The following is a 13,734-nucleotide window of genomic DNA, read 5'->3' on the forward strand; positions in this document are numbered from 1 at the left end:
CCAACCGACTTATACAGTCCAGCTGATGCCAGCTTAGTATGACAGATTCTGCGCCGGTGCGCAAGAACGTCGGGCGCTATCCCCGCCGCCGCGTGGTGTACGCGCGGCTGCGCGTGAGGATCGTCTGCGCGTCCTGCCGGTTGAACTTGAGCTCGGCCCGGGGCGGCTTCGGTTTGACCACGCCGCTCTTGATTCCCCAGCCGCGGCTGACCATCGTGTTGATCGCCCCGAGGACCGCTTCCGTCCCGTGGAGCGCGAGTCCGCCGGATCGCGGCGCCCCGTTGTCGGACGTCGCCGCCCGGCCGCCGTCCAGATAGCCCCGAAGGAACGGCGCGATGAACTCGTTCGGGAGATCGTCGAGCACGGTCGGATCGTCGCCGTCGAGATCGGACGGCACGCCCCACCGCAGCAGCGCCTTGCACAGGCTTTGATCGCGGACGTACAGCTGCCAGCCGAGCACGCTGCTCTCGCAGTACTCGTTTCGCACCTGGGGCGTCGCGAGATCCTCGACAAACGTGTTCATGTGGTTTTGCGACCGCTCGCCCAGCGTGATGATCAGCGCGAACGACGCGCCCTGTCCGCAGATCCGCCCCGAGGCCGTCAGGAACCCGACCCAGTAGACCTGCACGTCGGCGGGCGGGAGCCCCGCGGCGACCGGCCGGTTGTTGAGCAGCGCGGCCGGGTCGGACAGCCGCACGTCGGCGATGGGCGCGAGAATCTGTTCGACCAGCTTCAAGGGATAATCGTGCACCTGGGCGATCTGCTGCGCGGTCTTGCCCTTCCGCGCGGCAGCGCGAACGCGCGAGGTGCGCTCCCGGGCCTCGAGTACCGCGGCGTTGATTGGACGCCTCCGGGTATCCACGGCGCCCTACGTTCCCGGGTGGGTCAGCGGGTCGTGGTCGTGCTCGGTAAGAGGCCGGGCTGGTTCGGCGCTTGGTGCAGGGGAGGTTGCGGGTGCAGGGTAGGCAGGCGCGGAGTCCGCCGGCATGACGCCGGGTTCGGCCTGCGACTCCGGATTCACCCCGCGGGCCTGGCGTTTTGCCAGTTTCGCATCGCGTTTCGCTTTTTGTTTCAGTTCACGTGCACGCTTCGCGGCATTGTAGTTTGGTTTCTTCAAACAACACGCTCCGAATGTTCGAGTACCCCCTATTTTAACACGCGGCCGGGCCGGACGGGTGCCGAGTCAAGCGGATGGCCTGCTCCGGTCTCCACACGCCCTCCATACTGCCTCCACGACTGCTCCACGTCGCGGGCGCATCCTCAGATCGTAGATGAACCTCAGGGAGGGTCGAACGATGCGAATTGTCGTAGGTGTGCTGCTGGTCCTGGCGATCGCGGCGGGCATTTCCGGAATCTCCGCCTATTCGTACAATCTCGGTTTGGCGCAGGGCGTGGCGCAGGGCTCCGCGCAGAGCTCCGCGCCGAGCGGACAGGCACCCGCCCCCGCGCCGGGGGCGCCGTACCCGATGCACCCGTACGGGTATGGACCGTACGGACCGTACGGGTACGGTTTCCACGGACCGTTCGGGTTTGGGTTCTTCGGGTTCCTCTGGCCGCTCTTGTGGATCGTGCTGATCATCTTCATCGTGCGCGCTCTGTTCCGCGGTCCGCGCGGCTATTGGGGCCGCGGACCATGGGGCTACGGACCTGGTGGCCACGGGCCGTGCGGGAGCGGAGGGGGGCCTCAGTGGCTCGAAGAATGGCACCGGCGCCAGCACGAGGCGAAGGGCCAGGCCGGCACGGTGTGAGTAGGCGCGGGCGGGCGCCGAAGCGGCGCCCGCCCGCGCTCTTCCCTGACACGCGATGCGAAAGATCCTCGTCGTCGACGATGAGCCGAAGATCGTCAAGATCGCGCGGGACTACCTCGAGCGCGCGGGATTCCGCGTGGTCACGGCGGGCGACGGTCCCTCCGTGCTGCCGGCGGTGCGCAGCGAAAAGCCCGACCTCGTCGTGCTCGATCTTGCGCTGCCCGGCCAGGACGGCCTCGACGTGACACGGGCGCTGCGCCGGGAATCCGACGTTCCGGTCATCATGCTCACCGCGCGCGCGGACGAGGCCGACCGCCTGGTGGGCCTCGAGCTCGGCGCCGACGACTACATTGTGAAGCCGTTCAGCCCCAAAGAGCTCGTGGCGCGCGTCCGCGCGGTGCTGCGCCGGTGGGACGGCGCGCGCGGCGGCCCCGCGGCGACCCGCGCGGGCGACCTTATGCTCGACGTGGCGAAAATGGAGGCGGCGCTCGGCGGCCGCGCGCTGGCGCTCACGCCGACCGAGTTCCAGCTGCTGGCGTATCTCGCGCGGCAGCCCGGCCGGGTCTTCACGCGCGGCCAGATGCTCGAGGCCGTGCGCGGCATCGCGGTGGAATCGTACGAGCGCGCCATCGACTCGCATATCAAGAACATCCGCCGCAAGGTCGAGCCCGATCCGCACCACCCGCGCTACATTCTGACGGTGGCCGGCATCGGCTACAAGTTCGCGGACCTGTGATGCCTCGGCGCAGCTGCGGCCCCCCGCTGCCCTGGATGCGCGCCCGGCATGGCGGCGGTCCTCCGCCGTGGTGGCCGGAAGGGGAGCCGTGGCCGCCGCGCGGCCGCCCGGCGACCGAGGCGTGGCGCCGGATGCGGGGGCGATTCCTGCGGCGCGCCGTGCTGTTTTTCGCCGCGGTCGTCGTGTTCACGTCGCTTCTGTCGTCACTCGTCCAGTGGGGAATGCGCGGCGTGATGCACCTGGCGGGCGCGCCCCCCGGCGCCGTCGCACCGCCGGCGTGGGGCGCGCTGCATCCGCTGCTGGTCGTGCTGGTCGTGGTGCTGCTCGTGGCCGTCTTCGGAGGCTCCGGCGGGTTCCGCCGCATGGCGGGGCCGGTCGAGGATGTGCTGGCGGCGCTCGGGCGGGTGGCGGACGGCGACTTGTCGGCCCGCGTCCCGGAGCGCGGCTCGCCGGAGGGGCGCACGCTCGCGCGTTCTTTCAATATAATGGCCGAGCGCCTGCAGTACGAGAACGAACAGCGCCGGAATCTGCTCACGGACATCTCGCACGAGCTGCGCACGCCGCTCTCGGTGCTGCAGGGAACGCTCGAGGGGATGCTCGACGGCATCTACCCGCGCGACAACGAGCATCTCGCGTTGAGTCTCGATGAGACGAAGGCCCTCGCAAGGCTGATCGAAGACCTTCGCACGCTCGCCACCGCCGACAGCGCCGGCCTCAGCCTGACGAAGGCGCCCGTCGATCTCGCGGAGCTGGCCCGTGAGTCGATCGCCGCGTTTAACGATCAGGCCGTCTCGGCCGGCGTGGCGCTGACCTTCGACGCGGAGCCCGGCCCGCCGCCGATCGTGGAGGCGGACGGGGAGCGGGTCCGCCAGGTGCTCGGCAACCTGATCGGCAACGCGCTGCGGTATACGCCGCGGGGCGGTACGGTGCGGCTCCGCTGCGATCCGGCCGGCGCGGGCGGCGTCGGGCTCGCCGTCGAGGACACCGGGACCGGTATCTCCGCGGACGCTCTGCCGCACGTCTTCGACCGCTTCTACAAGTCGAAGGAGTCGCGGGGGACCGGCCTCGGACTCGCCATCGCCAAGAGCCTCGTCGAAGCGCACGGCGGCGAGATCGCGGCGGAGAGTGAGCCGGGCCGGGGCACCACGATCCGGATCGTGCTGCCGCGGTACGACGCGGTCTGAGCCGGTGGCCGCGCGCCCGCGCGGCGCGCCGAGGTCCCCGCTCGCGCGGCCGAGAAGAGACTCCTCCCATGAGCCCGCGCCCCGACGGTCAGCCGCCGTTTGACGCCGACGTCGTCATCGCCGGCGGGGGCAACGCCGCGCTCTGCGCGGCGATCGAGGCGGCTTCGCACGGCGCGCGGGTTCTGCTGCTGGAGCGCGCGCCGGAGCATATGCGGGGCGGCAACAGCCGCCACACCCGCAACATCCGCTATCTCCACGACGACCGCACCGCGTACGTCACCGGCCCATACCGGCGCGAGGAGTTTCTCGACGACCTGCTGCGCGTCGGCGGGGGCAACGCCAACACACCGCTCGCGGAGAGGACGATCGACGAGTCGCGGCGCGTCCCCGAGTGGATGGCGCGGCAGGGGGTGCGCTGGCAGCAGCCGCTGCGGGGAACGCTGCACCTGTCGCGGACGAACCTGTTCTTTCTCGGCGGCGGGAAGGCGCTCGTCAACACGTATTACGACCGGGCGCTGCGGCTCGGCGTGCGGGTCTGCTACGACGCCGCGGTCACCGGCTTCGAGGACCGCGGCGCGGCCGGATGCGCGGTCCAGGCGCGGATCGCCGGCGCCGCCCGCGCGATTCCGTGCCGAGCCCTCGTCGTCGCCGCGGGGGGCTTCGAGGCCAACATCGACTGGCTCGCGCGCTACTGGGGCGACGCGGCCCGGCGGTTTCTCGTGCGCGGTACGCCCTACAACGACGGCACGATGCTCGCGGCGATGCTGGAGCGGGGCGCGCAGCCGGTCGGCGACCCGAAGGGGTTCCACGCCCTCGCCATCGACGCGCGGTCGCCGCAGTTCGACGGCGGCATCGTTACGCGGGTCGACTCGCTGCCCTTCGGCATCGTCGTGAACACAGACGGCCTGCGGTTCTACGACGAGGGCGAGGAGATCTGGCCGAAGCGCTACGCGATCTGGGGCGGGCTCGTCGCCGCGCAGCCCGGCCAGACCGCCTACTCGGTCTTCGACGCGAAGTCGTGGGGGCGCTTCATCCCGCCCGCGTATCCGCCGTACCGGGCCGAGACCATTGCGGCCCTCGCCTCACGGCTCGAGCTGAACCGCGAGCAGTTCGTCGCCACCGTGGAGGCGTTCAACCGCGCCGCGCCCGCGGTCCGCCGGATCGACATGAGCACGCTCGACGGCTCCGCGACCTCCGGCGTCACCCCGCCGAAAACCAACTGGGCGTGCCGGCTCGACACGCCGCCGTTCTACGCTTTTCCGGTGCGGCCGGGAATCACGTTTACCTACCTCGGCGTGGCGGTCGACGCGCAGACCCGGGTCCTGGCCGCGTCCGGCGCGCCGATGCCGCACGTCTACGCGGCCGGGGAGTGCATGTCGGGTAACATCCTGCTGCGCGGGTACCTCGGCGGCTTCGGCCTCACCATCGGCACCGTGTCGGGGCGGATCGCCGGCCGGGAGGCCGCATCGCACGCGCTCGGCCGGGATGCCGGGGCGCGCGGCGGGGTGGTGCATGTACGAGCCTGAGTTTCTGCGCGAGGCGCAGCGCCAGCTCGGCGTCTGCAACGCCTGCCGCTACTGCGAGGGGTTCTGCGCCGTGTTTCCCGCGCTCGAGCTCCGCGCCGAGGTCGCGTCGGGCGATCTGACCTATCTCGCCAACCTCTGCCACGACTGCCGCGATTGCTACACCGCGTGCATGTTCACGCCGCCCCACGAGTTCGCGGTGAATATCCCCAAGGTGCTGGCCGAGGCCCGCGTGCGGACCTACGAGCACTACAGCCGGCCGCGCGCCGCCGGCCTCTTCCGGCGCAGCGTCGCGGGCACGGCGGCGATCTCGGCCGGGGGGATCGTCGCGGTGGCGCTCTTGGTCGCCGCGTTCGTCGGGCCGGGCGTGCTCACGGCGGCGCACCGCGGGCCGGGCGCGTTCTACGCCGTGGCACCCTGGCTGGCCATCATCGTACCGGCGATTGCGATCGCGCTCTACGGCGCCGTGGTCGCGCTCCTGGGCGCGTTCGAATTCACGCGCGACATTCGCGGCGGCCGGCCGGCCACCATGAAATCAAAAGCGGCCTCGGCGGTGTGGCGGGCCACTCTCGATGCGATCACGCTGCGGTTTCTCAAAGGCGGCGGCGCCGGGTGCTACTATCCGCGCGAGCGGGGTTCGTCGCGGCGCCGGATCCTGCACCACTGTGTCGCCGGCGGCTTCCTCGCCGCGCTCGTCTCGACGACGCTGGCCGCGATCGAGCAGGACGTCCTCGGCCGCATGCCGCCGTTTCCGCTGCTGAGCCTGCCGGTCGTCTTCGGCGTCGTGGGCGGCGTCTTGCTGATCGCCGGCACGACCGGACTGGTTCTATTGAAGACGCGCAGCGAGGCCGAGCCGGCGTCCTCGACGATGACCGCGATGGACTACGCCTTTCTCGTGCTGCTCGACCTCGTCGCGATCACGGGGATGCTGCTCCTCATCCTGCGCGACACGCTCCTCATGCCGTCCGTGCTCGTCGTCCACCTCGGCCTGCTGGTCGGGCTGTTCGTGACGGCGCCGTACGGCAAGTTTGTCCACTTCGTGTACCGGTATCTCGCGCTCGCCAGGCGCGCCGGCGAGGAGCTTCTGGAGGCGGAACAGGCGGCCGGGGCGGGCGGTTGACGGATTCATCAGGGGGGATGCGCATGCGCTGGTTCGCGACGGCGGCGATCGCGGTGGTCTGTTTGGGGTCGATCTCGGGACCGGCGGTCGGCCAGCAGCCGAGCCGCGGCGGCACCGCCGTTTTCGCGGTGGACACCGATCCGCCGACGCTCAACACCGCGCTGACGACCGGGGCCACCGACGACGAGGTCGGCACGCCGATCGAAGGCCAGCTGCTGCTGCTCAACGCCGACGGCAGCGTCCACCCGGCCCTGGCGGAGTCCTGGCTCGTGACCGCGGACGGCAAGACGATCACGTTCCGGATCCGCCGCGGTGTCGTGTTCCAGGACGGGACGCCGCTGACGTCCGCCGACGTGAAGTACACGTTCGAGAACGTGCTCGGCAAGTACCATCCACAGGCGTCGAAAGCGTTCGCGTACGTCTCGTCGGTCGACGCGCTGGACCCCTATACGGTGGTGGTGCGCTTCAAGGAGCCGTACGGGCCGTTTCTGCACCTGGTGGCGGCGGCGCCGGTGCTCTCCCGCCGCCTCTACGAAGGGACGGACGTCCTCACGAACCCGTACAATCTGAAGCCGGCCGGGGCGGGGCCGTTCAAGCTGCAGGAATGGGTGCGCGGCGATCACATCACGCTCGTGCGCAACGACAGCTACTACGAGCGCGGGCTTCCGTACCTGGACCGGATTGTTTTCAAGATGATCCCGAACCCGCACGCGCGAACGGTCGCGATCCAGACTGGCGACATCGATTACATCCACGACTACTACTTCAACCGGGCGGACTACAATCTCGTGGCCCACCGCCGGGACATCGTCGCGAAGCTCGATCCCGGCTTTCCGGAGGACGACCTGATCATCTTCAACGTCCGCAAGGCGCCCTTTTCGGATCGCCGCGTCCGGCAGGCGATCGCGCGCGCGGTCGACCGGCAGGCGCTGATCGACCGGGTGTACCGCGGCCTGGGCGGAGTGAGCCGCAGCGCGATCGACACGCGCATCGGCTGGGCCTACGATCCGCAGGTCGACTTCCAGAAGATGTACGCGTACAACCCGAAAGCGGCGGAGGCGCTCCTGGACGAAGCCGGGTATCCGCGCAAGGGCGGCGGGGTCAGATTTCAGATGCGGGTGACGTTCGATCCCGGCCACTCGGGGTTTCTCGACATGGGCCAGGTGATCCGCGAACAACTGCGGCAGATCGGCATCGACGTGCAGCTGGAGGCGATCGAGCGCAACGTGATGATCGAGCGGGTGTTCAGGAATTGGGATTTCGACGCCACGCTCCAGAACTACGCGACCGGCGGCGATCCCGCGGTCGGCGTGCAGCGTCTCTACATCTGCTCGGACGTGCGCCGGGCGCCGTTCGTGAACGCGTCGGGCTACTGCAACAAGGACGTCGACGCGCTGTTTACGCAGGGCGCCGGGCAGGCGGTGGAGTCGCAGCGCGTCGCGCCGTACCGGAAGGTCCAGGAGCTGCTCGCGCCCGAGATCCCCAGCCTTCCGCTGGTCCAGCTCGCCGAGGTGGACGTCGCGCGCAGTACCGTGCACGGCTTGTGGGGCGACGGTTCGGCTTCGTACTACTACGGCCGGGTCTGGTTGAGCAAGTGAGTCGCGGCGGCGGGGCCCGGAGGCTACGCCTCCGGGCCCGCCGCGGGCGCCTGCGCTGAGCCGCTACATCCTGCACCGGGCCGTCCAAACGGTCCCGCTCCTCCTCGGGGTCATCGTCGTCAATTTTCTGCTCATCCATCTCGCGCCCGGCGATCCCGTCCAGGCGCTGGTCGGCGACTTTCCGGCGCCGGCGGCCTACGTGCAGGCCGTGCGCCACCAGTTCGGCCTCGATCGTCCGCTCGGCGTGCAGCTCCTGAAGTATCTCCAGCACGCGGGCACCGGCGATTTCGGCTATTCGTTTGCGCAGCGCCGGCCGGTCCTCCGCGTGATTCTCGAGCGCGCCCCGGCCACCGCGCTGTTGGTGCTGACCGCGTGGGCGGCGGCGGCGGTCCTCGGTCCGCTGATCGGGATCGCGGCCGCGCTGCGCCGCAATTCCGCGCTCGACCATCTCGTCATGACCTCGGCCCTCGCCGGGTACTCGATCCCGGTGTTCTGGCTCGGCCAGCTGCTCGTGCTGGCGTTCGCGCTGTGGCTCGGCTGGCTGCCGGCGGAGGGCATGCAGGCCGTGCGGCGGCAGCTCACGGGCGGCGCGCACCTCGCCGACGTCGGCCGGCACCTGATCCTGCCCGCGGTCGCGCTCTGCCCCAGGTATCTCGCCGTCAACGCGCGGCTGATGCGCACGAGCCTGATCGACGTGCTGCACCGCGACTACGTGACCACGGCCCGGGCGAAGGGGTTGTCCGCCTCGCGGGTCGTGGCGCGGCACGCGGTCCGTAACGCCGTGCTGCCCGTGGTCACGATCATGGGATTCGATCTCGGGTTCCTGCTGACGGGCTCCGCGCTCGTCGAGACCGTGTTCGCGTGGCCGGGCGTCGGCCTCTTGCTCTTTACGTCGCTCTCCACGCGCGACTATCCGGTGCTGCTCGGCATCTTCTCGCTCGCGGCCGCCGTCGCGGTCGCCGCGAACTTGCTGACCGACATCGTGTACGGCTATCTCGATCCCCGGATCCGCTATACGTGACGGGGACCGCGCGATGACCTCCATTCCAGACGGCGGCGCCGGCGACGGCGGGATGTCCTCCGCGCTGGCGGGCGCCGGGCCGGCGCGCGGCGCGCCGGGCGACCAGCGGCCCGCCACCATGAAATTGACGCCGGCCCGGCCGGGGACCTCGGCGTCCGGCACCGTCCGGCGCTGGAGGCGGTTCGCGCGGCACCGGGGCGCGGTCGCAGGCGCCGCGGCGCTCGCGCTTCTGGCGGCCGCGGCCGTGCTCGCGCCGTGGATCGCCCCGCACGACCCGCAGGCGCTCGCGGGGCCGCCGTTCGTGTCCCCCGGACCGCGGTTCTGGCTCGGCACCGACAACCTCGGACGGGACGTGCTGAGCGAGATCCTGCACGGCGCCCGCATCTCGCTCGCTGTCGGTGTGCTCGCGGCCGCGTCGTCGACGCTGATCGGCGTCGCGATGGGCGCCGTCGCGGGGTTCTTCGGCGGCAGAGCCGACGCGGTGCTGATGCGGACGACGGAGTTCTTTCAGATCGTACCGCGCTTCTTTCTCGCGCTTATCATCATCGCGCTGTCGGGGCCGGGCCTCGCCAAAATTATCTTCGTCATCGCCATCCTCGGCTGGCCGGCGGTGGCGCGCCTCGTGCGGGGGGAGTTTCTCCGGCTGCGCACGTATGAGTTCGTCGAGGCCGCCCGCGCGGTGGGGGCGTCCCCGCTCCTGATCATCGTCCGCGAGATCCTGCCGAACGCGATCGCCCCCGCGGTCGTCGCGGGATCCCTCGACGTCGCGCAGGCGATTCTGCTCGAGGCGGGGCTCAGCTTCTTCGGGCTGGGCGACCCCAATCACGTCAGCTGGGGCACGATGATCAACACGGCGCAGGCGTTCCTGGGCGAGGCCTGGTGGTTGTCGACCTTCCCCGGCCTCGCGATCCTGCTGGCCGTGTTGAGCGTCAACCTGGTCGGCGACGGGCTGAACGATGCGTTGAATCCGCGCTCGGAGCAGCGATGACCGTCAAGGAGGCGATCGAACATGCAGGTCCGTGAGCGCGTGACGCTGAGCGGCCATCTCGCGGCGTTCGTCGCCGGTCTGCGCTACGAGGATCTTCCGGCCGAGGTGGTTGCACGGGCCAAGTCGGCGGTGCTCGACACGGTGGGCGCGGCGCTCGGCGGGGTGGGCACCGACGAAGGCGACCGCGCGCTCGCGGCGCTGGCGATCTGCGCGCCGGGGGACCTCTGCGCCGTCTGGGGCACCACGATGCGCAGCAGCGTGCCGGGCGCGGCGCTCGCGAACGGCACCCGCGCCCACGCGCGGGAGCTGGACGATTACGGGGGCTGCGGCCACTCCGGCGCGGTCGTCGTGCCGGCCGCGATCGCGGCCGGCGAGCACCGGCGGATCTCCGGCAAGGCCCTGCTCGCGGCCGTCGTCGCCGGCTACGACGTCGCCGCGCGCGTGATGGACGCCGCGGGAGCGTACAAACCCCACAACGCGCGGGGCTGGCACTCCACCGGCACGGTGGGGAGCTTCGGCGCCGCGGCGGCCGCGGCCAAGGCGCTGGACCTCGGCGCCGCCGGGACGGCCCACGCCATCGGCATCGCGGGCTCGTTCACCGGCGGGCTGTGGGCCTTCATCCGCGACGGCGCGATGACGAAGCGCCTGCATCCGGGCAAAGCCGCCGAAAACGGCGTGCTCGCGGCGTACCTCGCGGAGCAGGGGTTCACCGGGCCGTCCGAGATCCTCGAGGCGCCGTGGGGCGGGTTCCTGTCCACGTACGACGCCGGACCGTCCGACCCCGCGGCGGTCACCGCGGACCTCGGCCGCCGGTATCTCATCATGCGCTCCGGCATCAAGCCGTTTGCCTGCTGCGCCGCGATTCACGCGCCGCTCGGGGCCTTTCAAGACCTCCTGGCGTGCCACAACGTATCCGCCGACCAGGTGGCCAGGGTCACCGTGCGGGGCACGGCGTACGCGGTGCGGCAGCTCGGCAAGCACGACGTCGAGACGACGCTCGACGCGCAGATGAGCTTGCCCTACAGCTTCGCCGTGGCGCTGCGTACCGGACGCGCCGGCCGCGACGAGTACGGCGAGCCGCTGCTGCGCGATCCGGCGGTGCGCACGCTCGCGTCCCGCGTGGAGCTCGTCGAGGATCCGGCGTTCACCGAAGAGACGCCGAAGGTCGTGGAGGTCGAGACGGCGGACGGACGGCGCTTCACCGGGTCGCAGGAGTTCCCACGCGGCCACGCGCGCAATCCGCTGAGCGCCGCGGACGTCGAGGCGAAGTTCATGGGCCTCGCGTCGGCGGTGCTGGGCGCGCGCGGCGCGGCGCGCGTGCGCGAGATCGTCGGCGGGCTCGAGGCGGAGCCGTCGCTCGGCTCCCTGCTGGACGCCGCCACGCCGGCGCACACCCGTTCAAGGGGGTAGGAGATGCGCAAGCAGCGGTCGTCGGAGTATCGCGGCTTTCGAAACGCGGGCATTCGCCTCGATGAGGACGTCCTTCCCGACGTCGAGGAGCACCGCAGCGACCGGGTCCTCAAGACCCTGTACTCGGTGCACGCGTTCGACAAGGCGCACCTCGTGATGCTCGCCGAGGAGAGCCTGATTCCGAAGGCCGATGCCGCGGCGATGCTCTCCGTCCTCCGTGAGTCCGAGCAGGAGGGCACCGAGCAGGTCCGGCTGCGCGTCGGCGGGGGCAATCACTCCGGCGAGCAGATGCTGATCCGCCGGCTCGGCGAGGAGGTTGGCGGCCGCATCCACCTCGGACGCAGCTCCGGCGATCTCGGCGCGATCTCCCGCCGCATTCCGCAGCGCGACCGCGTGCTCGAGGTCCTCGGCGAGATCAACCGGGTGCGCGAAATGTTCCTCACGATGGCGGCCGAGCACGTCGAGACGATCATGCCGGGGTACACGTTTGGGCAGCACGCCCAGCCGATCACGCTGGCCCACTATCTGATCGCGTCGGCGGCGGTGCTCGAGCGGGACTTCGAGCGCGGCCTCGCGCTCTACCGGCGGACGAACCAGAGCCCCGCCGGCGCGGCGATCATGGCCGGGTCGGACTTCCCGTTGAACCGGCACCGCACGTCCGAGCTGCTCGGCTTCGATCAGCCGATCCGCAACACGTTCGACGCGATCCAGACCGGCGACGTCTCGCTCGAGGCGTTCTGCTTCCTCGCCGTGCTGAACAACAGCGTCGGCCGCTGGGCCGACGACATCGTGCTGTGGAGCACGTCGGAGTTCGGGACGGTCGACATCCCGGACCGGTTCTGCGGCACGAGCAGCATCATGATGCAGAAGAAGAACCCGTACGGGCCGCAGTACGTCAAGGGCATGGCCTCGATGAGCCTCGGCGCGCTCGTCGTCGGATTCCACGTGGACAAGGGCCCCACCGGCGTGCCGGCGCTCGAGCGGCAGTATGCCGGCGAGCTGCTGTGGCGGCTGTTCGACGACACGGTGCGGGACCTCAGGTGGTGGCGGCAGCTGATGCCGGAGGTGCGGTGGAATACGAAGCTGATGCGCCGCCGCGCCGGGGAATTTTGGGCGCAGGCGACGGACATCGCCGGGGCGCTCGTACGCGACAAGAATATGTCCTGGCGGACCGCGCATCAGATCGTCGGCATCCTCGTCCGCTACGGATACGAGCGCGGCTTTGGGCCGGGCGACGTGACGCCGGCGCTGCTCGACGAGGCCGCGGTCGAATACATGGGCGAGCCGGTGCACCTGAGCAAGGAGAGCCTCCGCCGCGCGCTGGATCCCGAGCACTTCGTCAGGAGCCGGACCCTCTACGGCGGTCCGGCGCCGGAGGAAGCCCGGCGGCAGATCGACGAGTACCGCGCGCGGCTCGCGCGCGACGACGGCGAGGTCGCCGCGGCCCGGCGGCATCTCGAGGAGTCGCGCGCCAAGCTCGAGGCCGCGGTCGACGCGGTGCTGGCGTCGGCGTAAACTAGTTCTCGATCAACCCTGCTTTCATTACATGGTGGCCGGCCGCGGGTCGGCCGGTATGAGGTGGTCCTTGTGAAGCTGCGCGACGAGTGGGTGACCTATGATTCCGCGGGCGCCGGGGTGCGCGCCTACCAGGCATGGCCCGACCACGGCGACGAGCCGCTACCGGCCGTCGTCGTTATCATGGAGATCTGGGGCGTCGACGGGCACATTCAGGATCTGGTCCGCCGGTTTGCGACCTCGGGCTACCTTGCGTGTGCGCCGGAATTATATTCCCACGGCAGCCTCCCGCCCGCGCTGTCGCAGGAGCGGATCGCGGCGGTGAAGGCGTTCTTCGAGACGGTGCCGCCGGCCGTCTGGCAGAATCCCGCCGAGCGCGACGCCGCCGCCGCGAAGCAGGCCGAGCCGCGGCGCACCGCGCTTCAGGAGACGATGGGCCTGCTCTTCAATCCGAACCGCCCCTGGGACCGCTACGTCGGCGACCTCCGCGCGGCGGTCCGGCACGTGCAGGCGCATCCGCGGGCCACAGGCGCGCGCGTCGGCTCGACCGGCTACTGCATGGGCGGGGCCTTGTCCGGGCGCCTCGCGTGCGCGGAGCCGGCCCTCGCGGCCGCCGCCATCTACTATGGGGCCGCGCCGCCGGCCGATCAGATTCCGAACATCCGCTGTCCCGTCATGGGCTTCTACGGCGGCGACGACCCGCGGATCACGGAGGGGGTGCCGGCGTTTGCCGAGGCGATGAAGGCGGCCGGCAAGCCGTTCGAGCACCACGTCTACCCGGGCGCGCCGCACGCGTTCTTCAACGACGAGCGGCGTTCGTTCCGGATCGGCCCCTCGCGTGACGCGTGGGCCCGGACGCTGGCGTTCTTCGCCCGGCACCTGGCGGCCTGA

Annotated in this window: 12 protein-coding genes; 11 read left to right on the plus strand and 1 reads right to left on the minus strand. The window is 70.8% G+C overall.

What is annotated here, in order from left to right:
* Positions 1-76: 76 nt before the first annotated feature.
* Positions 77-862 (minus strand): hypothetical protein, encoded by a 786-nt coding sequence (locus VKT83_07480; GenBank protein ID HLY22294.1) that lies wholly within the window; start codon positions 860-862, stop codon positions 77-79.
* A 433-nt stretch (positions 863-1,295) separates the two neighbouring features.
* Here VKT83_07480 and VKT83_07485 point away from each other — a divergent pair, with 433 nt between their 5' ends.
* From VKT83_07485 to VKT83_07535, 11 genes are all read left to right on the plus strand, one after another.
* Positions 1,296-1,748 (plus strand): hypothetical protein, encoded by a 453-nt coding sequence (locus VKT83_07485; protein HLY22295.1) that lies wholly within the window; start codon positions 1,296-1,298, stop codon positions 1,746-1,748.
* A gap of 55 nt (positions 1,749-1,803) precedes the next feature.
* Positions 1,804-2,484 carry a response regulator transcription factor gene (locus VKT83_07490; protein HLY22296.1) on the plus strand — a complete coding sequence of 227 codons (681 nt, stop codon included), beginning with the start codon at positions 1,804-1,806 and terminating at the stop codon, positions 2,482-2,484.
* A gap of 131 nt (positions 2,485-2,615) precedes the next feature.
* The gene (locus VKT83_07495) at positions 2,616-3,668 is read left to right on the plus strand and encodes a HAMP domain-containing sensor histidine kinase (GenBank protein ID HLY22297.1); all 1,053 of its coding nucleotides are present in this window, start codon (positions 2,616-2,618) and stop codon (positions 3,666-3,668) included.
* A 68-nt stretch (positions 3,669-3,736) separates the two neighbouring features.
* Positions 3,737-5,194, plus strand: a complete 1,458-nt coding sequence (gene tcuA, locus VKT83_07500; GenBank protein HLY22298.1) for an FAD-dependent tricarballylate dehydrogenase TcuA — start codon at positions 3,737-3,739, stop codon at positions 5,192-5,194.
* A complete protein-coding gene (gene tcuB / locus VKT83_07505; GenBank protein ID HLY22299.1) occupies positions 5,181-6,311 on the plus strand; it encodes a tricarballylate utilization 4Fe-4S protein TcuB in 1,131 nt (376 codons plus the stop codon). The genes tcuA and tcuB overlap by 14 nt, the downstream gene beginning before the upstream one ends.
* 23 nt (positions 6,312-6,334) lie before the next feature.
* Positions 6,335-7,909: an ABC transporter substrate-binding protein gene (locus tag VKT83_07510; protein HLY22300.1), complete on the plus strand. Its 1,575-nt coding sequence runs from the start codon at positions 6,335-6,337 to the stop codon at positions 7,907-7,909.
* Between the two features lie 70 nt (positions 7,910-7,979).
* The gene (locus VKT83_07515; protein ID HLY22301.1) at positions 7,980-8,930 is read left to right on the plus strand and encodes an ABC transporter permease; all 951 of its coding nucleotides are present in this window, start codon (positions 7,980-7,982) and stop codon (positions 8,928-8,930) included.
* A gap of 13 nt (positions 8,931-8,943) precedes the next feature.
* Positions 8,944-9,918: an ABC transporter permease gene (locus tag VKT83_07520; protein HLY22302.1), complete on the plus strand. Its 975-nt coding sequence runs from the start codon at positions 8,944-8,946 to the stop codon at positions 9,916-9,918.
* Positions 9,919-9,939: 21 nt separating this feature from the next.
* The gene (locus VKT83_07525) at positions 9,940-11,328 is read left to right on the plus strand and encodes an MmgE/PrpD family protein (GenBank protein ID HLY22303.1); all 1,389 of its coding nucleotides are present in this window, start codon (positions 9,940-9,942) and stop codon (positions 11,326-11,328) included.
* A gap of 3 nt (positions 11,329-11,331) precedes the next feature.
* Positions 11,332-12,843, plus strand: coding sequence for an argininosuccinate lyase (argH, locus tag VKT83_07530; protein HLY22304.1), 1,512 nt, complete (start codon positions 11,332-11,334; stop codon positions 12,841-12,843).
* Between the two features lie 72 nt (positions 12,844-12,915).
* Complete coding sequence (locus tag VKT83_07535; protein ID HLY22305.1) at positions 12,916-13,734, plus strand: dienelactone hydrolase family protein; 819 nt, start codon at positions 12,916-12,918, stop codon at positions 13,732-13,734.

Source organism: bacterium, from assembly GCA_035308905.1.
Lineage (GTDB): Bacteria > Sysuimicrobiota > Sysuimicrobiia > Sysuimicrobiales > Segetimicrobiaceae > DASSJF01.

Excerpts from the sequence above, each read along its gene's own strand:
- VKT83_07485 (HLY22295.1), top strand. The coding sequence starts at position 1,296 with ATGCGAATTGTCGTAGGTGTGCTGCTGGTCCTGGCGATCGCGGCGGGC.
- VKT83_07490 (HLY22296.1), top strand. The coding sequence starts at position 1,804 with ATGCGAAAGATCCTCGTCGTCGACGATGAGCCGAAGATCGTCAAGATC.
- VKT83_07495 (HLY22297.1), top strand. The coding sequence starts at position 2,616 with ATGCGGGGGCGATTCCTGCGGCGCGCCGTGCTGTTTTTCGCCGCGGTC.
- tcuA (HLY22298.1), top strand. The coding sequence starts at position 3,737 with ATGAGCCCGCGCCCCGACGGTCAGCCGCCGTTTGACGCCGACGTCGTC.
- tcuB (HLY22299.1), top strand. The coding sequence starts at position 5,181 with ATGTACGAGCCTGAGTTTCTGCGCGAGGCGCAGCGCCAGCTCGGCGTC.
- VKT83_07510 (HLY22300.1), top strand. The coding sequence starts at position 6,335 with ATGCGCTGGTTCGCGACGGCGGCGATCGCGGTGGTCTGTTTGGGGTCG.
- VKT83_07520 (HLY22302.1), top strand. The coding sequence starts at position 8,944 with ATGACCTCCATTCCAGACGGCGGCGCCGGCGACGGCGGGATGTCCTCC.
- VKT83_07525 (HLY22303.1), top strand. The coding sequence starts at position 9,940 with ATGCAGGTCCGTGAGCGCGTGACGCTGAGCGGCCATCTCGCGGCGTTC.
- argH (HLY22304.1), top strand. The coding sequence starts at position 11,332 with ATGCGCAAGCAGCGGTCGTCGGAGTATCGCGGCTTTCGAAACGCGGGC.